The organism is Streptomyces sp. NPDC006739 (assembly GCF_042869815.1).
In the GTDB taxonomy this organism is placed as follows: domain Bacteria; phylum Actinomycetota; class Actinomycetes; order Streptomycetales; family Streptomycetaceae; genus Streptomyces.
In genome coordinates this window covers 1-20,748 of sequence record NZ_JBIAGM010000045.1, presented here as the reverse complement: position 1 = coordinate 20,748, position 20,748 = coordinate 1, and the positions used below count along the sequence as shown (strand labels likewise).

Annotated in this window: 18 protein-coding genes and 4 pseudogenes; 13 read left to right on the top strand and 9 right to left on the bottom strand. The window is 69.1% G+C overall.

All coding sequences use genetic code 11. The features are described from left to right. Positions 1-35: 35 nt before the first annotated feature. Both ACFYMM_RS41645 and ACFYMM_RS41640 read right to left on the bottom strand, forming a co-directional pair. Positions 36-317, bottom strand: a complete 282-nt coding sequence (locus tag ACFYMM_RS41645) for a hypothetical protein (RefSeq protein ID WP_388397412.1) — start codon at positions 315-317, stop codon at positions 36-38. Continuing rightward, positions 314-1,012, bottom strand: a complete 699-nt coding sequence (locus ACFYMM_RS41640; RefSeq protein ID WP_388397409.1) for an HNH endonuclease family protein — start codon at positions 1,010-1,012, stop codon at positions 314-316. Before ACFYMM_RS41640 ends, ACFYMM_RS41645 begins: the two co-directional genes overlap by 4 nt. Positions 1,013-1,558: 546 nt before the next feature. Here ACFYMM_RS41640 and ACFYMM_RS41635 point away from each other — a divergent pair. Beyond that, entirely contained in the window at positions 1,559-1,729 is a 171-nt protein-coding gene (locus ACFYMM_RS41635; protein WP_388397407.1) for a hydrophobic protein, read from the top strand. A 426-nt stretch (positions 1,730-2,155) separates the two neighbouring features. Here ACFYMM_RS41635 and ACFYMM_RS41630 read toward each other — a convergent pair whose 3' ends face one another. Further along, on the bottom strand, positions 2,156-2,329 hold the full coding sequence (locus ACFYMM_RS41630; RefSeq protein ID WP_388397404.1) for a DUF6207 family protein: 174 nt from the start codon (positions 2,327-2,329) through the stop codon (positions 2,156-2,158). Between the two features lie 141 nt (positions 2,330-2,470). Between ACFYMM_RS41630 and ACFYMM_RS41625 the strand changes: the two genes are divergently transcribed. Next, complete coding sequence (locus ACFYMM_RS41625) at positions 2,471-2,755, top strand: GlsB/YeaQ/YmgE family stress response membrane protein (RefSeq protein WP_388397401.1); 285 nt, start codon at positions 2,471-2,473, stop codon at positions 2,753-2,755. Between the two features lie 252 nt (positions 2,756-3,007). After that, positions 3,008-3,472, top strand: coding sequence for an ATP-binding protein (locus ACFYMM_RS41620; RefSeq protein ID WP_388397398.1), 465 nt, complete (start codon positions 3,008-3,010; stop codon positions 3,470-3,472). Between the two features lie 162 nt (positions 3,473-3,634). Here ACFYMM_RS41620 and ACFYMM_RS41615 read toward each other — a convergent pair. The 3 genes and pseudogenes from ACFYMM_RS41615 to ACFYMM_RS41605 form a co-directional block, all read right to left on the bottom strand. Beyond that, positions 3,635-4,994 (bottom strand): annotated as a pseudogene (locus ACFYMM_RS41615) (IS1380 family transposase). 422 nt (positions 4,995-5,416) lie between these two features. After that, positions 5,417-5,668 (bottom strand): GNAT family N-acetyltransferase, encoded by a 252-nt coding sequence (locus tag ACFYMM_RS41610; RefSeq protein WP_388397395.1) that lies wholly within the window; start codon positions 5,666-5,668, stop codon positions 5,417-5,419. Positions 5,669-5,677: 9 nt separating this feature from the next. Further along, positions 5,678-6,049: a beta/gamma crystallin domain-containing protein gene (locus tag ACFYMM_RS41605; RefSeq protein ID WP_388397393.1), complete on the bottom strand. Its 372-nt coding sequence runs from the start codon at positions 6,047-6,049 to the stop codon at positions 5,678-5,680. A gap of 243 nt (positions 6,050-6,292) precedes the next feature. Here ACFYMM_RS41605 and ACFYMM_RS41600 point away from each other — a divergent pair, with 243 nt between their 5' ends. Then, entirely contained in the window at positions 6,293-8,647 is a 2,355-nt protein-coding gene (locus tag ACFYMM_RS41600) for an ATP-binding protein (RefSeq protein WP_388397390.1), read from the top strand. Between the two features lie 686 nt (positions 8,648-9,333). Here ACFYMM_RS41600 and ACFYMM_RS41595 read toward each other — a convergent pair. Then, positions 9,334-9,498 (bottom strand): annotated as a pseudogene (locus ACFYMM_RS41595) (helix-turn-helix domain-containing protein); the annotation flags it as partial. Between the two features lie 333 nt (positions 9,499-9,831). Between ACFYMM_RS41595 and ACFYMM_RS41590 the strand changes: the two are divergent. The 4 genes and pseudogenes from ACFYMM_RS41590 to ACFYMM_RS41575 form a co-directional block, all read left to right on the top strand. Continuing rightward, the gene (locus ACFYMM_RS41590) at positions 9,832-10,671 is read left to right on the top strand and encodes a hypothetical protein (RefSeq protein ID WP_388397387.1); all 840 of its coding nucleotides are present in this window, start codon (positions 9,832-9,834) and stop codon (positions 10,669-10,671) included. Positions 10,672-10,744: 73 nt separating this feature from the next. Further along, a complete protein-coding gene (locus tag ACFYMM_RS41585; RefSeq protein WP_388397385.1) occupies positions 10,745-11,122 on the top strand; it encodes a beta/gamma crystallin domain-containing protein in 378 nt (125 codons plus the stop codon). A 259-nt stretch (positions 11,123-11,381) separates the two neighbouring features. Continuing rightward, on the top strand, positions 11,382-11,744 hold the full coding sequence (locus ACFYMM_RS41580; protein ID WP_388397383.1) for a beta/gamma crystallin domain-containing protein: 363 nt from the start codon (positions 11,382-11,384) through the stop codon (positions 11,742-11,744). A 371-nt stretch (positions 11,745-12,115) separates the two neighbouring features. Beyond that, positions 12,116-12,412: pseudogene (locus ACFYMM_RS41575) on the top strand (transposase family protein); the annotation flags it as partial. Positions 12,413-13,521: 1,109 nt separating this feature from the next. Here ACFYMM_RS41575 and ACFYMM_RS41570 read toward each other — a convergent pair. Beyond that, on the bottom strand, positions 13,522-14,478 hold the full coding sequence (locus ACFYMM_RS41570) for a hypothetical protein (RefSeq protein ID WP_388397380.1): 957 nt from the start codon (positions 14,476-14,478) through the stop codon (positions 13,522-13,524). 350 nt (positions 14,479-14,828) lie between these two features. Here ACFYMM_RS41570 and ACFYMM_RS41565 point away from each other — a divergent pair, with 350 nt between their 5' ends. The 3 genes from ACFYMM_RS41565 (at position 14,829) to ACFYMM_RS41555 (ending at position 17,243) form a co-directional block, all read left to right on the top strand. Then, positions 14,829-15,053: a hypothetical protein gene (locus tag ACFYMM_RS41565; protein ID WP_388397378.1), complete on the top strand. Its 225-nt coding sequence runs from the start codon at positions 14,829-14,831 to the stop codon at positions 15,051-15,053. Then, on the top strand, positions 15,050-15,421 hold the full coding sequence (locus tag ACFYMM_RS41560) for a fic family toxin-antitoxin system, toxin component (protein ID WP_388397375.1): 372 nt from the start codon (positions 15,050-15,052) through the stop codon (positions 15,419-15,421). The genes ACFYMM_RS41565 and ACFYMM_RS41560 overlap by 4 nt, the downstream gene beginning before the upstream one ends. A 208-nt stretch (positions 15,422-15,629) precedes the next feature. Continuing rightward, positions 15,630-17,243, top strand: coding sequence for a hypothetical protein (locus ACFYMM_RS41555; RefSeq protein ID WP_388397372.1), 1,614 nt, complete (start codon positions 15,630-15,632; stop codon positions 17,241-17,243). A gap of 175 nt (positions 17,244-17,418) precedes the next feature. Here ACFYMM_RS41555 and ACFYMM_RS41550 read toward each other — a convergent pair whose 3' ends face one another. After that, positions 17,419-17,769 carry a hypothetical protein gene (locus ACFYMM_RS41550; protein ID WP_388397370.1) on the bottom strand — a complete coding sequence of 117 codons (351 nt, stop codon included), beginning with the start codon at positions 17,767-17,769 and terminating at the stop codon, positions 17,419-17,421. 1,364 nt (positions 17,770-19,133) lie between these two features. On the opposite strand from ACFYMM_RS41550, the gene ACFYMM_RS41545 reads away from it, so the two are divergent. After that, positions 19,134-19,448, top strand: a complete 315-nt coding sequence (locus ACFYMM_RS41545; protein ID WP_388397367.1) for a DEAD/DEAH box helicase family protein — start codon at positions 19,134-19,136, stop codon at positions 19,446-19,448. Continuing rightward, positions 19,448-20,290: pseudogene (locus ACFYMM_RS41540) on the top strand (DEAD/DEAH box helicase family protein); the annotation flags it as partial. The gene ACFYMM_RS41545 and the pseudogene ACFYMM_RS41540, both read left to right, overlap by 1 nt. Positions 20,291-20,748: the final 458 nt, after the last annotated feature.

The following is a 20,748-nucleotide window of genomic DNA, read 5'->3' as shown; positions in this document are numbered from 1 at the left end:
CCCTCAGGCTGGCTGGAGCTGTCCATGGCGTCAGGTCAGGTGGCGGTGGCGCCCTGGCCACGCCGGATGCGTCCGAGGAGGTCGCGGTGGTAGGCCGCGAGGCCTCCCTCTGGGATGGGTGCGGGGCTGCCGGTGAGGGTGTACCACTCGTCGGCACCCGTGTACTGGACGGTGACGTGCGCGCTGCGCTGGTCGCCGGTGAGGGTGGTGCGGACGGTGAGGTCGCCGGTGATGACGCCGACGTCGTCGGTCATCGCCCCGCCGGGGCCGGCGGTGACGTTGCTGGTGTAGGAGTCGGTGTCCGGGCTGGTGTTCATGCGCGGCAGGTGCCCAGCATCTCGTTCAGCTTGTTCTTCTCCGGCTCGGTGATGTTCAACTCGTACACGTACTTCACGTGGGTCCAGGCCCGCGCGTAGGTGCACCAGTAGGAGCGCAGCGGGGGTGCCCACTGGTCGGGGGACTGGTCGCCCTTTTGCCGGTTCGAGCTGGCGGAGACGGCGATCAGCTGGGGGTTGGTGAGGTCGTTGGCGAACTGGCGGCGCTTGGCGGTAGTCCACTCATCGGCGCCGGAGCGCCAGCCGTTGGCGAGGGGGACGACGTGGTCGATGTCGACCTCGGTGGACGGCCTGGTGGAGACCTTTCCGTCGTAGGCGCTCACCCAGGTGCCGGAGACGGCGCGGCACTGCTCGTCCTGGACGACGTCCTGGCCGTCACGTTGCAGGACGACCTCGCGGGTGTCGCAGGTGCCGTACTGGGCGAGCCAGTGGGGGAACTTCGAGCGTGAGTAGCCGGTCATCGGGTGCGGGGCGGCGACGGTGAGTTCACCGAGTTCCTTGCGGACGGTCTCGGCCGGCGGTGGCTCGGGTAGATCCCGGCGCACGCTCGGGGCACCAGCCACGTGGGTGGCGGGCGCTGCGGCTGCGGCCGTAGCCGGGGGAGCGGAGCTGAGGGGGGCGAGCAGCGCGGCGACCGCCGCGGTGACCAGGGCGAGCTTTGCGTGGAAGGGATGCATGCGCTCATCTCTCTCGATCGGCAGTGAAGCTGATCAAGACAGGTAGCGGCCCTGACGAGCCGGTGCGGGCATACTGTCAGCGGCATCACCCGGATGGCGGGTGGGAGTTCACCGGAGAAACGAACCGCCAGCGGCCCGCCACTCGTTGAGGCGACTGCTCGCCTCAGGGAGCGATGGCATCACTCACTTCCGAGAATGTGATTGATTCCCAGCGAGGCGCCGGCCTCGTGCGCGTCGCCCAGCGGCGGCGCGCCGTTCGGCCCGAGCGCGGCCTTTTCGATAGCGGCCGTGTGGCTGGGTTCCCTCGGTTGCCGGCCACGGGTGTCGGCTGTACACGCGATCCCGTCACGGCCCGGGTAAATCCAAGGCCATGACATCGCTTTGAGTGATATGCACTGCGTATCCACGGTGCGTGAGGTGCGAGGCAGGGGGAACCGTCCAGGGCGTGCGGCGCGCCTAATGCCCCGCAGTCCTTGAAAGTAACTCCTACTTTGTGTGCTTGTAGGGCTGAAGTAAGGGCATTCGTTGGCCAGGAGGTTGATAACGATGGTTCCCCTGCTTCTGGTTCTTCTGTTGGCTCTGATCCTCTTCGGCGCGGGCTTCGCGCTGAAGGCGCTGTGGTGGGTCGCGGTGATCGTGCTCATCGTGTGGCTGCTCGGCTTCGTCGTCCGCTCCGCGGACAGCGGTGGCCGAAGGGGCCGCTGGTACCGCTGGTAGCCGAAAGACGTCCAGCGCGAGGAGTGCGCCACGCGCGAGCATGAGTGAGCCCGGCCGACACGGCCGGGCTCACTGGCGTGAGAAAGTGACGCTCCCCTTGCGGCGGTTGGGAGGGATCGGGCGTATCGGACGCGCCGCAGGGTACGTGAGTCATGCACCGGCCCTGCGGACTCGGCAGTGGAACCTGCTCCTCCTTTCTGCGGGGTCGGTGCGTATCGGGCTGCGTCTGGTTCGGTTGGGTGGCGGCTCAGACCCGGCGCGCCCACGAGGTCGTGAACATCCCACGCCGCCATCACCTCTCGAACTGCTCGAGAGGCGCTGCTCTGCCATGTGAGCAGAGCCATCGTGCAGAACAGTTCCCGAGCATTTCCAGCGTCGGGGCCGGTCACGGCCTGGCCCACGAGCACAGCCAATGCCGACCGAGACCTACGTATCGGCGTCCTGGTGCAGGTCCAGGTAGAACCGCAGCCGTACGCCGGGCTCGTCAGGTTCCCGGGTCGTCCAGTTCGCCGGCGCGATGGCGCGCCGAATCGGCGGCCTTACCGTCGTTGCCGCTGCGGGCCACACGGACAGCAGTGGCCCCCAGCGTGGGGAGCACATCTACTCGCTGCCCCCGGAGGTTGCTCGACAAGCTCCGGCCACCGCCGCCAGGTCTGCGATCAAGAGCAGACGTTTGGACGGAGGCGATCGGTACACCCGATGAGCTAACGCAGTCTTTATACGACGAGACGGAGACGCACCGTGGGCATCATCGCGTGGATCATCATCGGCCTGCTCGCTGGCGCCATCGCGAAGGCCATCATGCCGGGCAAGGACCCCGGCGGCATCATCATCACCATGCTGATCGGCATCGCCGGCGGCCTGCTCGGAGGCTGGCTCGGCAAGGTGGTCTTCGGCGTCGACTCCATCGACGGGTTCTTCCAACTCTCCACCTGGATCGCCGCGATCGTCGGCTCCCTCATTCTGCTCGCTCTCTACCGCCTCATCGCCGGCAACCGGCACTCGCACCGTCACGCCTGGCGGTGAGGCCGTACACATCCATACATGCCGACGGCTCCCACGCTGGTACGCAGGGCGGGAGCCGTCGGCATGTGATGAGTGGACCGGTTCCCAGACGGCGAAAAGATTGCAAGGCCGCCACCGAGCAGCTGGGCAGCGCCATGACGCATTACCGCGCCCTGCTCGATGAGCTCCTGTAAAGCGTGTACTGCGCGTGCGCGGGTACGCGCCGGGGTGTGAACGGGGCATTAAAGGGGGGCCGCGGTGGAGCCAGTCTCCGTGGGTGAGGACAGCGCGGCACCGGAGGAGCAGGCCATACAGACGCCGGTGGCGTTGGAAGGGGACGGAACGTCCATCGCCCGCGCCCGCCACCTCGCCGCCGGCTTCCTCACCCGCGTCCAGGCCGAGCACGGCCTGCCCGTCTCGCAGCGGGCCATGGACCTGACCCAGCTGGTGGTCAGCGAGCTGGTCACCAACGCCCTCAAGTACGCACCGGGCCCGGTCCTGATGGACCTGCGCATCACCGGCGGCATGGTCGAGATCATGGTGTGGGACGGTGATCCGGTGCTGCCGGTGGCCCGCGCCGCCGACGCCGGACGGGTGGGCCAGCACGGCCTGGAGATCGTCATGGCCGTCGCCCAGGGCTTCGAGGCGCGGCGGGAGCCGGTCGGCAAACGCATCACCGCCCGCATCGCCCTCCTGGACGACCCCGGCGGCGCCGTCGCCGGACGACCGCCCCTCTAGCCTCGATCTTGCATGACGGTCCGCCGACGGAGTCGGTGGGCCGTTTCATTTTTGGTGGCTGGTGGAGGGCAGGCCGGCGGCCCGGGTGTCGCCTCGGGTGGGCGCCGGGTTCCACTGCTCCGGACTGAGCTGGTGTTCTCGTAGGGGCGGGAAAGTTGCTGTTCAATCGGGGTTCGGCAGGAGGGCGAGCCGTTCGAGGGCGCCTGTGATCTCGTTGCTCCAGGGCCAGTGACGGGTGAGGCGGAGGATGCGGCGTCGGCCGGTGGTGACGAGCTGGGCGGCTGCGGAGAACAGGCGGAACCGCAGGCGGCGGGGTTCCCAGAGCCGGGCCTTGCCGGTGAGGGCGAGCATGGGCATCCAGGCCAGCAGGTCGAGGGCGATCTGGACGATCTCCAGCCAGATCTTGTTCTGGGCTGCCCGGTGGAGTGGCAGGTTGCGCAGGCCGGTGGCCCGGGCGGCCCGGATCCGGTCCTCGGCCCGGGCCCGCAGCCGGTGACGGAGCTCGAGGGCGGCGATCGGCCGGTGGGGGGTGTTGGTCGCGAAGCACGTGATCCGCATGCCGTCCGCGTCCGTGATCCTCAACTGAGCGCCGGGATGGGGCCGCTCCTTTCGGACTATCAGTCGCATGCCCTTCGGCCAGCCGGCAAGGACGTCACCGGTGAGCTCCTCGGATCTCGCTGTTCACCTCGACGGCCGGGGTCCAGGCAGACGCCGGGACCGTGAGCACGAGCTGGTGGATCGCGTCGGTGACCGTCATGCCGACCGAGTAGGACAGCCGTCGACCTCGTTTCGCGAGCCAGGCCACGAAGTCGTGGGTGCCGCCGGCGGAGTCCGTGCGGATCAGCGTCTGCCGCCCTTGCCGGTACTTCTTCGGAATCTGAGCGAGGGCGAGTTGGGCGGTGGCGATGTGGTCGGCAGCGGTGTTCGAGCCTGCGTTCCCCGGTCGTAGGAGGGCGGCGACCGGCTCCCCGGTTCCGCCCGGGCCGTGGTCGACGAAGGCCGGCAGGGGGTGATGGCCGTAAGTCTTCTTCCAGGTCGCGGCCGCGTCCTCTTTGTCGGAGTGCGCGGTCACGAGGACGCCGTCGAGATCGATGACGACCTGACCGCCGGCGTCCGGGGCGTTCTCGCCGGCCAACGACCAGACGCGATTGCGGACTTCGGAGCGTGCGGACCGGATGGCCCGCAGGGCTTTCTCGCCGGAGGCGGCGAGGGCGTCGATCAGGCGGGAGACGGTCGGGTCGGAGGCGACCGGTCCGAAGACGGCCGGCTCGCACCGCAGCATTGCGATGTCCGCGAGGCAGTCCCCGCCCAGTGCGACCGCCAGGGCGACGTCCAGGATGGCCTTGCCAGGATCGTGGACGGCCCGCGGCTTGCGCCACGGAGCCAGAGCATGGGATAGGGCCTGGTCAAGGCCGATCTTGCGGACCGTTTCGACGAGCAGGACCGAACCGGCCTGGGAGACGACCTGGCGGCCGTCGTCCTGGACACGGACGCGGGGGTAGGACCCGATAGAGTGCTGCACCTGGGAAGTGCCTCCGGCGGTGGCAGGAACAAGGACCTCGACAATCCTCATTCTTGCTGGTCAGAGGCACTTTCTGCTTTCCTGACCGCCTGCTGGACAGCCCGCTTCATGAAAGCGCGAGGCTAGCAGCCGGACCCGGGAGGGCCCCTACCACCGGTGGGGGCCTTTCCCTTGCCGGGACGGGGGCATGGTGCGGTGCGAAGTTCTACACGACTGAGGCGCGGTTGCGACGGCACCGTCCCGCTGCTGACCACCACGCTCAAGCAGCTCGCCGACCACGGCCCGCACGGGCCCGTGTGGTGGCGGTCACGCGCGGCCGGACTCCGGCCCTTCGGCCGTGTCCGGCCGCGCGGTGTCTCCTCGTATCAGCGTGTACCGCACCGCGTCCCGCCACTGCCCGTCGCGGAACCCCACGGTGCGCATCACGCCTTCGCGGGTGAACCCGCCTTCTCCAGGGACAGTTGCTCGGCGACGTTGGCAGTCTCGGTGTCCGCTTCGAGCCGTACGACGGGAGAGTGCGCGAACAGGTAGTCGACGAGCAGGCGCTGCGCGGCGGTGCCGATGTCCCGCCCGTGCGCCTCGGGCCGCAGTTGCGCGCCGACGTTCCAGTACGGGGTGCGCCCCGCGCTGGTCCGGCGCCAGGCGGCGATCCCGAGCGCGCCGCCGCTGAACATGCCGGCGCCTCAGAAGATCTGAATGGATGTGATGTTCGGTGGCTGGTTGGGGTAGGTCACGATGTTCCAGCGACTGATCCTGATGGTAGCGCCGTTGGCGTCGTTCATCTGGATGTCGTTGTTCCCAGTGGAGATCTTGTCCACCCAGGCGCCAGCTCCGAGTCCCATGGTCCCAGCGTTGGCGGCGCAGTATTCGAAGGGCCCGGAAGGGCCCTCAATCTGCGGACGACTGTAATGGCCCCAGATGTGCAACAAGTCGTCAGTAGTGCAAGGTGCCTGATTCATGGCGGGCGCGGCATTCGCCGGAGTTGCCATGCTGAGGCCTGCGGCCAGTAACGCTACAGCGAATAGGCTCCGAGCGGTCTTCCTGCTGGTGGGCACGATGTGATATCTCCTTGAGGATCGGGGTCCGCTGCGTGAGTCAGGGTTACTTCCGAACGGTGAGGCAACTGCCCGGCCGGGCTTGGCAGTCGGCCCTATTGCGTTTCACGCCTGACACAGCGCTGTGTCGGCCAGGCGGGTATTGCCCACTTGTTCAGGTGACGGGACAAGTAGACTGGGCGTCACGCTCAAAGCCCAGGCAGAACAGCAGGCACAAGTACCGCGGGTGCAAGATGCCCGCACGTGTTTCCAGCGGAGAAGCAGAGGTTGGACAGCTCGTTAGGGACGCTCGTGCGGCGGCTTCGGCATGCCGCCCACATGACCATCGAGGAGTTGTCGAACGCGTCCGGGGTGAGCGTGCGGGCGATCGGCAACCTGGAGCGCGGTGAGAGCCTGGGGCCGCAGCGGGCCACCATGACCGCGCTCGCGGACGCGCTGCGGCTGACCGGCGAGGGTCGTGAGGAGCTGCTGCGGACCGCCCGCGTCGGTCGGCGGCGCAGCCCGGCACCGGCCCCGGAACTGATGGCGATGCCCCGCGGGGTGTCCGACTTCACCGGCCGTAGCCAGGAGGCGGAACGGCTGGCCTCGCTCGCGGACGGTGCGCCGGACGGATCGGCGCCCATCGTCGTGATATCGGGTCAGCCGGGGGTCGGCAAGACCAGCTTGGCCGTGCACGCCGTCACCGAGCTGTCGCACCGCTTCCCCGACGGGTACTTCTTCGTCGACCTGCGTGGCCTCGAAGCCCGGCCGCTGGACCCCGGCATCGTCCTGGAACGGCTGATCCGCACCCTGGAGCCGGCCCGCAGCCGGCTGCCGATGGACCTGGGCGACCGGGCGGCCCTGTACCGGTCCGTGGTGGCACAACGCCGGATCGCAGTGGTGCTGGACAACGCGGCGGACGAGGCCCAGGTACGTCCCCTGCTGCCGGCGACCGGCGCGGTCATGACCGTGATCACCAGTCGCCGGATGCTCACCGGTCTGGAGGGGGTGACCCGGCTCCCGCTGCCGCCACTGCCTGACGCTGACGCTCGCGGTCTGCTGGAGCGCCTGATCACGGACCTGCCCGAAGCCAGCCGTACCGCCGACGCGGTGTCGCGACTGGCACAGTCCTGCGGCAACCTCCCGCTGGCCCTGCGGATCGTCGGCAACCGCCTGGCCAGCCGCCCCGACTGGTCACCCGACCGGCTCGCCGCCCGGCTCGAGGACGAGGAACGCCGTCTGGACACACTGACCGCCGGCGACCTGGAGGTCACCGCGGCTTTCGACCTGTCCTACACACAGCTGTCCGGCGCCGCGCAGCAGCTCTTCCGGCGCCTGTCCCTGATGCCGGGACCGCACTGCGGCCCTCAACTGGCCTCCGTGCTGGCAGGGCTGCCGAACGCCGGTACGGAGGACGCCCTGGACGAATTAGTCGAGTTCGGCCTGGTCCAGTCGGGGTTCGCCGCGCGTTACCGGCTGCACGACCTCATCCGGATCTTCGCCCGGCGGCGACTGGAGCAGGAAGAACCCAAGGACGAGCACGCCGCCGTCGAAGCGCAGGCGGTGGACTGGCTGCTTGACACGGCGATCGTGGCCGGCCGCCGATTCGACCCGGACTACGCGGCCCTCCCTGACCACCGGGACGACCGCATGCGGCTGGACACCCCCGAGGCAGCACAGCAGTGGCTGATGACCGAGGCCGACAACTGGCTTGCCGCGCTGGAACTGGCTGCCGCCACACGGCAGTGGCGACGCGTGGTCGACGTGGCCGAGGCCATGCACTGGTTCTCCGACCGCTGGATCCACTGGGGCTACTGGCCCCGGGTGTTCGCCCTGTCCAGCAACGCCGCCGCCGAACTGGCCGACCACTCCGTGGCGGCGACCCATCTGAACTACCTCTCCTGGGCGCACAACACCTGCCTCGGTGACACCGCGGGGGCGGCCGACTGCGCCCGCCGGGCCCACGCGGAAGCGGTCACGGCCGGGGACCTGCGACTGCAGGCGTGGGCCGACTCGTACCTGGCGGTGGCGCTGTTGAAGGCCGGGGACGCCCACGGCGCCCTGCCGATGGCCGCGCGGGCGATGCGAGGGTTCCGCGCCGTGAACGACCGCGAAGGCATGGTGGGGCACGCACTGTCCGTCCTGGGCAGGGCACTTGAGCGCACTGGGAAGCCCGACCACGCTCTGCGGGCCCACCAGCGAAGGCTCGCGCTGGCATCCGACCCGGCCACGGCGCCGTCACCTGTGATCGCGGGAATGGCACGGGTATCGGCGGCACGCGACATCGGCCTGCTGCACCTCGCGCAGGGCCGGTATCAGGACGTGGTCGACACACTCGAGCCGGCCGTCACCTGGGAACCGGCGTCGAACATTCCGCAGTGGCAGGCGCAGATGTACGTTACGCTCGGCCGGGCGCGCCACGAACTGGGCGAGAACCAGGGCGCCTTGGCCGACATGGACCGCGCTCTCTCGATCTACCGGCACATCGGCGACGACAACACGGCACAGACCGTCCAAGCCCTGCGCAACAGCGTGAACCCGGCCCCGGAGACCTCCTCCGCGCCGACTACCACGGGTGTGCGGACCAGCAGTGGATACTGGCGCGGATCAAGACGCTGATCGGGTTCGGACAGCGGCAGACGTTCCGGGACTTGGTCGGTTGGGCGTTTGTGGAGTACGGGCACGTACGCCCACCAGTCGAGCGGCCCGCATGCAGGATCCGTCAGAACGCGTGCGTCAGCGTCAGGCAGTGGTGACAGCCGCAGCCGGGCGACCCCCTCCAAGCCGGTCAGCGTCCGGCGGCTGGTGATCACCGTCATGGCCGCGCCGGTCGCCGGCAGCAGCGGACGTACCTGGGCCTCGTCCGCCGCGTTGTCCAGCACCACGGCGAAGCGGCGCCCGGCCGCCACGGACCGGTACACAGCCGCCCGGTCGCGAAGGTCGAGCGGCAGCCGGCGATGGGATGGCGCCAGGGCACGGATGAGCCGTTCGCGAACAACCGCGGGGTCTAACGGACGTGTCTCCAAGCCGCGCAGGTCGGCGAAGAAGCACCCGTCGGGAAAACGGTGCGTCAGCTCGGTGACGGCGTGCACAGCCAAACTGGTCTTGACGACCCCGGGCTGTCCCGAGAGCACGATGATGGGCGCCAGCCCATCCGGCCCACCGTCCGCGAGCGAAGCTAGCCGGTCCACCTCCTGACTGCGGCCGGTGAAGTCGGGCACCACACGCGGCATCGCCAGCAAACCCGGGGCCGGAGCCGTGCTGCGCCGCCGACCGCCGCGGGCAGCCCGCAGCAACGCGTCACGACACTCCCCGGTCAACCGCAGCGCGTCCGCGAGTGCAGTTACCGTGGCCCGCTGCGGCCCAGGGCTCTCACCGCGCTCCAGATTGCCGATCGCCCGCATGCTTACCCCGGAAGCATGCGATAACTCCTCGATGGTCATGTGGGCGGCATGTCGCAGCTGCCGCACGCACGTCCCGAACGAGTGCTCCAACGTCCGCTCCCCTGCCAACTGCGTGCAGGCATCTCGTACCTGCAGTACTTCTGCCTACTGTTTTGCCTGGAGGTCAAACATGAAGCGGAGTTCACTTGTTGAGTCGCCCAATCGGGTGGCGGAAGTCCGACGCCCGAGCGTCCGACGACGGGCGTTGGAGCGGTAGCACCAGCACATGGACTTATGAGTCAGTGGCTCTCACTGGCCGGGGGGGTCGGACCTCGCCCCTGCTCCCGGGAAGGCAAACCCAGCATGGTCTCAGCCCAAGTCACTACCGCCGCAAGGCGCGGCATACTGCCCGTCGTTGGTGTGGTGGTCGCCGCCGGTCTGCTGGCCGCCGGCTGCTCCACCGGTCGGACCGTTAGTGGTGCCCAAGTGACTCCGCCACCCATCGGGGCCGCACCGACAGCGCCTGTCACCGGATACGACGGACTGATCCAGCTGCCGCTGTCCGCCTACGGCACCTCCGAGCAGGACGACCTCGTGCTGTACCGGACAAACGAAGCGCTGATCACCCGGTGCATGAAGAGCCGGGGACATACAAGCTATGCAAGCCAGAACATGACCGGGACCGCGACGAAAACGCACCAGGAAAAGGAAGCGACCCGTCCGGCCGGCGCCTGGGGCTACATCGGTGCTGCGACCGCCAAGCGCATTGGGTTCCACGTCGCGGTGCCGCTCAAAACCGCCAATGGCCCGACCGGCCGGGCATTGAAAGACTACAACGCCTGCTGGGGCCAGGCGGGCAAGCAACTACCGTCTCTCGCCGACACCCCAGGCGGGAAACTCGTCCGAGATCTGTTCAGTCAGTCGTTCCAGCTGGCGGGCGCAGACAGCCGGGTCGGTGCCGCCCGTAAGCGCTGGTCAGCTTGTATGAACACCGCCGGGCACCCGGCTGACGCTCCCGAGAAGCTGGCCGGCGACCGCTGGGACACGGACAAGCCGACCGCGAACGAGATCGCCACGGCCACCGCTGATGAGTCCTGCACCCGCTCATCACAGCTCGCCGCCGTCTACTTCACCGTCCTTGCCGGATCCCAGCGGCAGCTCATATCCGCCAATATCACGGTCCTGACCGGCTACCAGAAACAGGTCCAGGAGCAGATGGATCAGGCGGCACACTTGCTTTCCGCCACTGCAACGACCTGAGTCACACCCTCACCCTAGACTCCGGGCGGAATCACTGTCCGGTCCCAGTAGCAACAAGAAACAGGGAACTCGTATGAAGTACAGTCTCAAACGCGTAGCCGTGTCCGCCCTGACGACCCTCGCGGTAGCGGGCTCACTCACCGTCGGCGCCACATCCTCAGCGTCCGCGATCGATAGAGTCGATTGCGGCCCGAGTGACTACCTGTCCCTCGCACTGCATGAGGCGGGCGGTGTTTGGCAAGAGTGTTACGCCAACGCCGGAGTGAAATTCATCGGGGATATCGGTGAATATGGTAAATTGTGGGTTACTCAGATCTCGACGGGTAATAACGTCGTCAGGTGGTACGGAGACGGCAGGTGGCAGCCCGACCAGCCGATCGGCAAGTGGACCATATACATCTGGCCGAACCACCCGGGCGGGGTCAGCATCGATTCGGTTGCTATCTACTGAACCACCGGTGATCTCGGAGACGGAGCCCCCTCCGGGCGCTGTCTCCGATTCCGCACGGCGCTCGCCGGGGCCCGGCTCGCCCGAAGAGTGAGAGCCGCCGAGTCGCCGAGGCCATCATAGGCAAGGGGTTGATCGCCTTGGCCTGGCCAACTAACCGGAGAACTGTTGTCGGCCCATCCGGAGAAGTGTTGTCCGTCAGCCTGGAGATTACCTGCTCGCCCACCTCGAACTCCATGACTGTTGAAGAAAGGGGACCTGCATGAAATACAGTGTCAAACGGGTAGTCCTGTCCGCTCTGACGACCCTCGTCGCGGCGGGCTCACTCACCGTCGCCGCCACATCCTCAGCGTCCGCGATCGATGAGGTCGAGTGCGGCCCGAGTGACTACCTGTCCCTCGAGCTGCATAATACGTTCGGCCATTGGTGGACCGACTGTTTCGCCAACGCTGGAACCACAATGACCTCGGGCTCGTGGGTTACCCAGATCTCGACCGGTAATAACGTCGTCCAGTGGTACGGAGACGGCAGGTGGCAGCCCGACCAGCCGATCGGCAAGTGGACCACATACATCTGGCCGAACAATCCGGGCGGGGTCAACATTAGCGAGGTTCAGATCTTCTGAACCACTGGCGATTTCGGGGACGGCGGCCATTTCAGGCGTGGTCCCCGAAATCGTACGGCCACTCGCCGCAGCCGACGAGGATCAAGGTTCGGGCGATCTTGGGGCTCATTCGATTCTGGATTTGGCTGATCCCGGTTCCTGGCTGGCTGAAGGACGCACCGGACGACACCAGTAGTATGACGCTCGCCGAACTGACGACGCCGTGCGCAAACCGATCGAGGTCCGCGGCCGGTGGGGACAGCCGACGTGGTCACTGAGCTCTTTCAGAGCGGCCACCGGATGGGTGACGAGGCCGGCACCCGCAACGCACAAGGCCCCCGTTCCGTTGAGAGAGGTGTTCGACGTCTCAACTCAGCAGCGCGGGAGCCTTGTTGGTCCCATATCCTGCCGCACTCGACCTGCCTCACGCTCTGGTCGAGTGGGTAACCATGCTCATCGTCACCCGTGAGGGTGACCGTCGCTGCAAGCTCCCGCCGCACCAGCGTGCTCTCGTCGCCCTGGTCTACCTCCGGCGGTACGACACCCTCACGCAGCTCGCCGCGGGCTTCGGCATATCGGTCGGCACCGCCCACGCCTACGTCACGACAGTCGTCCGGCACCTGGCGGACAAGGCGCCGGGCCTGCTGAAGGTGCTGCGTGAGACGGACCCCGACTACGCGCTCCTGGACACTGAAGTCCTGGCGGATCTTCCGCAGAGCGCATTGCAGCCCCAACCTCATGGCCGTCATCGCCAAAGCCGTCCTCACTCTTGAGAGGCAACGCTGAAAGGGCTCACTGTCCTCGCCAGCCAAGTCGCCTCGCTGCTGGCTGCGAACGCCGGACCCGACGGCGATCCGGAGGCCCTGTTCGACACGGTGATCCGCGCGCAGATCGACATGGTCCGCAGGATGAATGCGATCGAGAAGGAACGAGCCGACGGCTGACCGGCCGGTCAACGCCGGCTCCGCTACAACGTAGTTCGCCGGGGGAGCGGCCCAAGATCCCAGGGCCTACACGCACACCAGCGCAATGCCGCAGCTCAGAACCCCAGGGCATCGCACCCCAGTGCGTGTAGAGCCTGGGAGCGGTGCCCCTGGCCCCGGACAGCGAAGGACCCCGGGCCGCCCTGCCCCCCGGGATCCTGTCGCCGGTCTCGCCGCCGCCGCTCACCAGTCGACAGGCGCACTGCCCACCCACGCGATCGGCCGCGCGTGCTCCCCAGTCGGCCCTCCCGGACCCGGGCCGCACAACGTACGACGGCCGCGACAGCTGGACGGCAGCAAGATGGTGTTCTGGCTGCAACGCAGCATTTGCACGGGCCGGGCGCAACAGGTGCTGCATGGGTAGCAGGCCAGCGCCGGCACTGCAGCAGCCGCGGCGCTGCTGCACGCTGCACGGGCCCCTGCTGCTCGCTGCCGACGGTGCTGCTCGCCCGGCAGTAGCAACGGCACCGGCTGCACAACAGCGCAGGTCTGCGATCGTGGCTGGCCCCGGTGGAGGGTTCCGCCGCCCGGCCCTGGGGGGCCGTTCGGCTCCGGTACCTCCGCACGTTGATTTTCTGCGCCCCCATATCGGAGCTTCCGTTCTGTGGCTCGGCAATTCCAGGCGGCGCACTACTTCCCAGGTCAGAAGGCCCCCTACACGTGGTCGAGGGAGCTGACATCCCCTCTGCTGCCGCTCTCCCTGCCCGAATGAGACAGCGTAGCCTCCGCAATCGCGGCACTGGTGATGGCCGGCGGGAGCGGCCCACCTGCGCAGCGCCGTACGACGGTGGTGCATGGCGGTGTGGGGCCGTGTCTCAGCTGGCTGGCGTGCCGGGGGACCACGCGGAACGGCCAGTCGGGTCGGGCGCCAGCCAGGTCCTGATCTCGCTGCTGACCTCGGTTGGACACCCTTGGGCGCTCAGCACCCATTCTGCGGCGAACGCGGTCGCGTACAGCGTTGTGGCCAGCGTGCTGTCAATCGCCGACCCAGTGGTCGTCTCCGGTGCGATCCTGACGAACCAGCTCTTGCCGGTGCCGTAGTCCACGTAGGAGTCGAGGATGTGCATTGTCGCGTGGGTGCCGACCGTCGACAACCATCGGTAGATCAGGTAGACCGGGCGGAAGCTCTCGTTGCCGAACCCCAGCCTCGGTGCCCACATCGTCAAGGTGTCCACGATCTCAGACACCGACAGCTTCCGGGCTGCATGAGGATCGAACCCGGCTATCAGGGCGCTGAGGTCCACAATGTTCGGCTCCAGGCGGGGAACGTGCGGAACGTCCAGCAGTGGAGTTTCCGGGGTTCCTGCGACGCGCTCGCGGTTGCGGCGGGTGATGCCTTCGTTCGCGCGTCGCACCTTGTCGGTGCGGCGGAGGGCGGCCTCCTTCTGCTCAGCCAACTGCTCGTTGAAGGCTTTCGCCTCCCGGTCCAGCCCCTCAAGGCTGTACCGGGCGTCTTGGCCGACGCGCACCACCGCGGGATACCCGCCGAAGTGGATGTAGAGCGAGAGCAGCCACGCCTCCATGTGCGCCCGCCCCAACGTCCGTACTGCGAACTCCAACCCGAGCCCAGCAGAGACCTCCATCTCGCGCAGCAACTGACAGCAGTAGCGCAACGCCGCACCGTCATATACCAGCCACTTTGCTCGCTCACGGCCGGAGTCGAGGATCGCCCAGCGGTCGCTGGTGAACGCTTCGTGCACCTCGGCCAGCAGCCGGTCGACGCCGTCAGAGAGCTCCGCGGGCGTGGGGAAGGGAGTAGCCGCGTCGTCCATGCCAACGTCCATGGGCGACAAGATTAGTGCCACGGCTCGTTTGCGCCCTCCGCGCTGCCGTACGGCCGGCCGCTTGGCCGTCGGCGAACTCCAGCTCGGCCACCAGGCGCGGCCATCGGTACCTTTCGTCCGGCACGGGCCTGCGGGGAAGGCCGCCCTCATCGCGAGCGCGCCGGCGACCGTGCCCATCACGCTGATCATGTCGACCGCGCTGACCGGTTGCTGGGAAAGCCCGAACAGGCCCGAGCTCTCGACCTCGGTCAGTCCGGCCCGGGGCTGTCTGTACGTCCCCCAAGGGGGCGTCTTTCGAAGCCCTTCGGGCGGGCTTGGGCCGCTGCTAGTCTGCCGATATGGCCAGAGAGATTCAGGTACCGATCGACGACGCGGCGTACGACGCCCTCGTTGAGGAGGCCGAGCGGACCGGCGTCACATTGCCGGAACTGGCCGGACGGGTCCTCGAGCACGATGTCGCCCGGCGCCGGTTCGTGTCGGCCGTGGGCGGCTTCGTCACCGCGTGGGGACCGGCCTTCGACGAGGCGTTCGGCACGAGCGGTGCCGGCGGTGCCGCCGCGTGATCCTGCACGTCGACCGCGCCTGGCTCCTGGAGGCCGCGCAGCAGTACCTCCGGGCGGATCCTGACGTCACCGACTGGGGAGCCCTTGCGGCCGCCGTCGCCCGGCACGCCGACGAGGTCATGGGAACCCCCGTGTACCCGGAGGCGCACCACCGCGCCGCCGCGCTCCTTCACCTCCTCGTGCGAGTTCCGGCGCTGGAGTCGCGCAACGAGCTGTTCGGCGCGGCCGTCGCCGCGGCCTACCTGACCGCATCGGGCCTGACGGTCACCGTCGAGGCCAAAGAGGCCGTCGCCCTCGCCTCCCGGGTCCGTGACGGGCTCGGCGTACGCGACCTGGCCGCCGAGATCCGCAGGGACTGGACCGCCTGACCATGGCCAGGTCCTTCCCCGAGATCTCCCCGCGCGCCTGGAAGAGCCTGGGCATCGTGCTGCCTTCCCTTGCCGAGGTCCGGATCGCCCTGACCGGCGGCCGCGACAACGCCAAGTTCCACGTGCCGCCGTCTACCTGCGCCGCTACAACGGCGCCTGCCAGCACTCCAAGCCCGCCGCCGAGGCCACCACGTACCCGCTGCTGGAGGTGTTCGACCGGGTCTGCAAGAAGTGCGACATCATCCTGCCGGCCGCCTCCGACGCGCTGTGGCGCACCGCCGCGTTCGTCGCGCACCGCCGAGACCTCCTTGACCGGGACATGGCCGACCGTGAACCGCGGACCTGGCTCGGCTACGCCCGCAACGACGCCCGGCACGAACCCGGCGACGACGAGCAGGTCGAGCAGTGGCTCCAGCAGGCCCGCGCCGATGCCGCGCTCGCCGGGGACGCCGACACGCTCGCCGACGCCTGGCAGCAGCTCGCCGCCGACCACCGGGCCTTCCTGAACGCCTACGCCGCCGACTGCCCCGAGGTCGAGGCCTACAACGGGGCCCGGGACGCGGTGCGCCGCTCGGCCGGCTCCCCCCAGCGCCAGGGCCTGGACGAGGTCAGCGCCGCGGTCGGCAAGGTCTCCCGCACCCGGGCACGCGACTGGATGTACGGGGCGCCACCGGAGCTTGACGCGGGTGCGCTGGTGTGCGGGGTGTGGTCGGCCGCCCGCTCGCGCGGGCGCTCCCGAGCCGAGGCCGCGGATCTGGCGTATGCGGCCGCCGCCGAGGAACTGGCCGGTGCCCACGTCGTCGACGTCACCCGGCTGCCCACACCACCGCGCACCGCGGGCAGCGCGCACGAAAGCCCGGCCGCCTGGGCGGACGCCGAGCTGGCCGTGTGGTGGCCGCAGGCGGTCAGGGCGCTGTGCGCCCGCCTGGAGGAGGACTTCGAGGCCGAGGCGGCCGCCACCGCAGCGCGTCTGCTGCTGGTGCGGGACTGGCCCCTGACCGGCGTCCGCGATGTGCCGGTCGCCTACCTGGCCACCTCCCCGGTCCTGGGCCCTCTCGTCCCCCACGGCTACCGCGACGTCGACAACTACGTGTCCTGGAACGGCGGCGACAGCGCCGGACCCTCCTACAGCGCGGTCATCGCCGCCCCGGCCCACCTGGTCGCCAAACTGGAGACGGAGCAGGCCGCCCAGCCCTCCCGCTACCAGCCGCGGTTCACCGCAGGCGGCCCGGTCACCGGCACCCCACAGGACCTTCGCGCGGCCGAGGAACTGCTGCGCGCCGCGTTCCCGCTGCTGCCGGGCGACGGCGCCGGCGAACCGGCCATCCCGTCTGCGGCGGTGGAGCAGCAGCGCCTCGCACGCCACGCCCAGGACGGGCTGCGCCTGACCGGAGAGGAAGAACGGCTCTACCGGCTCGCACACTTGCTGAGCGACGGCTACCGCTGCTGGGTCCCCGGCAGGCCCGAAGAGCTCGAGACGCTCGCGTCGTGGCTGCGCTGGACCACGCTCCGCGTGGACGTCCTGTGCGGCGCCACCGGCCGCGCCGACCCGGCCGAGCAGTGGGCCAGCGTGTTCGGCACCCTGGAGGCGGTCACCGACTCCGGCATCCGGTTCAGCCCGGGCGGCCGGCACCGCGCCCTGCACATCCCCTGGCACCGGATCGTCGCCCTCACCGGCGCCCCGAACTGGGACCGCGGCCACGGCATGCCAGACCTGTGGCGCCCCTACGAGCCCGTCGCCGCACCCCCGCCACCCGCTGGCCCCACGAGCACCAGGAGCGCCCGTCTGCACGCCCTGCCGACACCCGACGGTGCCGCATGACCGGGGAGCCCATGCACGGTGTTGTAGGCGATGTGTTTGTCGGCGAAACTCCGAGGAGGCGGAGCAAGCGGAGCCCGCGCTGACCCGCGTGGACCTCGTTTTCCTCTATCTTCCGTGTGGGCGGACTCGTAACAGGATGCCGTCGGGGCCGGGGGATGCCCGGCCCCGACCGGTGTCACTCGCAGTCGTTAGGCGCCTCCTCGCGGTCCGTGGTGCCGTTCACGAGGAGAAAGCGGCCCTGTTGAGGCTCGGTATTCTGTGCGCGGGTAGTGACGGGCGGCCGGGTTTCGACCTGGGGAATGCCGTGTTGCTCGCCGAATCGGCGGTTCAGTTGATCTCGGGCATCGGCCACCTTGTCGATCGTCTCGGTGGCCTTATCCGCAGCCTCGCCTATCTCTTCGAGCGTGGTTCTTGCCGCGCCGATGACGATGTTGAGGGTGTGCAGGAAGTGGTGGAGCGCAATGAGAATCAAGCTGAACATGCCGATGATGGCCAAGCAGATAAGTGCAATCTTGTCCGTATCCATGGGGATCGCCCCCTTTCCGGTGGTCGATCCCGAGGCATGGCAGCGCTCAGTCCGACCACCACGCGAAATTGCCTGGTGTTGGGACTGAGCACCTGCCGACGCACTGGGGCTCTGCGCGGTGCGAGCGCGCGATCCGGTGCGGTTGCCTCTTCCCGGGCCGTGTGCCCTTGAGAGCGGGGACAATGCGGTCCGTCAGCCACGCCGGAAGCTGCCGGACCACCCAAGTCATGTGTACGTTGCCGCCCAGGGTAAACAGCGCGGGGGATTTCTGGAAGTGCCGCCCGGCGTCGTTGCCCGAGGCGAAAATTAGGCGGCCACAGCGCCGGGGAATTCCCGGCCGCATTTCATCCGTGAAAGGCATGGTTCTCCCTCTCCCTGTGGCCGCCTCGTTTTCCGGGCTTGGGGCGGTGGGAGGCAGCGGGGGGTGAGCGGCCGGGGTTCGGTAGCTGGGGATGCCTAGCCCCAGGCTTGGGGGCACAGGTTCACGATGTCCGGGGCGGCCACTTTTTCGGCGCTGCGGCACAGCTGCCGCATCTGCCCGGGGTAGGGCTGAGGGCGAGGCCGCGGGTGGCTCGTGGGCGTCTGCGCGTGGTGGCGTGCCCTCGGGTGGTGCGGGTGCGTCCGCCACCGCTCGGCGGGGTGAAGGCGCGGCGCCGGGCGCGGCGGAGGGGCGACCTGGTGCGGCCGCCGTGTGGGAGCCGCCGGAGCCGAGGCCCTGCTCCGCTGCGGGTGCCGGACCTTCGGCGGTCGGGTCCGGCCGGTCCCGGTCCGCACCAGCGCGGAGTATGCCGGGGACGGCTCTACCGGCATCGACGCCGTGGGAGTCGATCCGTCCGGTGCGAAGGGAGCCCGTGCCCCCAGGGGGTGGCCGTCGGCCGGCGGGGAGCTGAGTGTCACGGTGGTGCAGCCCGCGATGGCCAGCAGCACCAGGAGGAGAAGTATCAGGGGGCGAGGGAACACCGGGCCACTGTGCTGGACTGCGGGGACCACGCGGCCAGTCACCACAAGGGGGGACGTGGCGGGAGGGTGGCTTACATCGGGCGGGAGACGCACCCCGGTCACCGGGGCCTCCACAGGCCGGCCCCGGACGCTCGCCGGCAGCGTGCGCACGTGGTTCCGTCTCCCGCCGCGGTGATGAGGCCACGGCGCTGATGGCGGGGAATGGAGCGGTGTGGCTCCTTGTGTCGGTGCCGGGCTCTAGGCTGCCGCCTATGCCCATGCCCCGCCCGGCCACTGCGATCGACGCGCCCGCCGCCGGTGTGCGGGCGCTCGGCTGCCTGCTGCTCGCCACCTGTTGAGGAAGCTTCCGTCCGATGAGCGTCGTTGCTGGTACCTCGCGCCCTACGTCGGGGCGAAAGACGTTGTTGCCTGACCAGGTGTACGCGGTGGAGCGGCTGGCCCGGCATCTGCAACGCCCAGGCACGCGCGGGCTGTTCGTGTCGGCGACGGGGACGGGCAAGACGCTCGTGTCCATCCGCGTGGCCGACGAACTCGGCGCGGTCCTGGTGCTGTTCGTGGTGCCCACGCTGGACCTGGCGGCGCAGACGGCGCTGGCCTGGCGGGCGGACGGTCACGGGGAGCACATGGTGATCGTGTCCTCGATGGACGCCGGAGGCCGGCCCGATCTGGTGGCCGCTCGTGTCATACGACCGCCGACCCGTACGCGCTGGCCGGACTGATGTCGGTGGTGGGGGAGGGGGAGGATCACATCCGGGCGCTGACGGTGATCTGCACCTACGACTCCCTGAACAAGATCGAGGACACCCAGAAGACGGGGTACGCGGTGCCGCCGTTCGACCTGGCGGTCATGGACGAGGCGCACCGGATCGCGGGCCGCTCGGACAAGAAGTGGGCGATCGTCAACGATGCGACGCGCATCCGCGCCGACCGCCGCCTCTACATGACCGCCACGCCCCGTATCTTCGCCGCCCCGGAGCTGGCGGAGTCCGCCGACCTGATCCGCCCGCGCCGCCAGCGCTCGCAGGGGCCGGAGGTGGATGCGTTCGCCAACTCCATGGGCAACGAGCAGGTGTACGGCAAGAAGGTCGTCGAGTACCCGCTCGTGCAGGCGGTCGCCGACGGGCGGGCTGCGGACTACCGCATCGTGGTCCCGACCCTGACCGACACCGACCTGCGCCGCCGCCTGAACCTGCCCACCCCCGGCACCACCGCGCAAGAGCCGGAGGGCGGTGGTGCGCTGCGCACCACCGCCCTGCACTTGTCCGTGCTGCGTGCCATGACCGAGCACGGTCTGAGGAAGGTGCTGGTCTACTTCAACCTGGTCTCCGACGCCCGCCGCTTCGCCCGCGAGCTCCCGCACACCCTGCGCCTGCTGGCCAAGACCGACCCCGACCTGGTGCCCGGCGTCGACCCGCAGCTGTTCTTCGCCCACGGCGAGCACACGCCCGCCCAGCGCGCGGACATCTTTGCCCGGTTCGCCGCCGCCGACGTCGCTATCCTCGCGAACTCGCGTCTGATCGCGGAAGGCGTCGACATCCCCAGCGTTCAGGCGATCGTCTTCGCCGACCCCACCCGCAGCGTGATTCGCTGCGTCCAGGCCCTCGGCCGCGCCCTGCGCCTGGACGTCTCCGGCAAGACCGCCTCGCTGATCGTCCCCGTCTACATCCCGCCCGGCGCCGACGCCGAGAACATCCTCGGCACCGCGTATGAGCCGGTGTGGGCGATCGCCTGCGCGCTGGCCAGCCACGACCACCGCATCCTCGAACGCCTCCCCGACAAGGCCAACCGGCTGCCGAAGGAGACCAGCCAGGTCATCGCGCGGCGCTGGCACTTCGACTTCACCGTTCATCCCGAGCGCATCGCCCAGGCGATGGACCTGGTTTCCTTCGACCCCCGCGACCCGGCCGTCTCCCGCTCCCGCCGCCTAGGTGTATTGCCCTGTGAGGTTGGGGACGCGGCTGGCGGGTGGTTGGCCCTTCAGCGCGGTGTGTCCGCGGTGGTGATTGTAGGTGTGCAGCC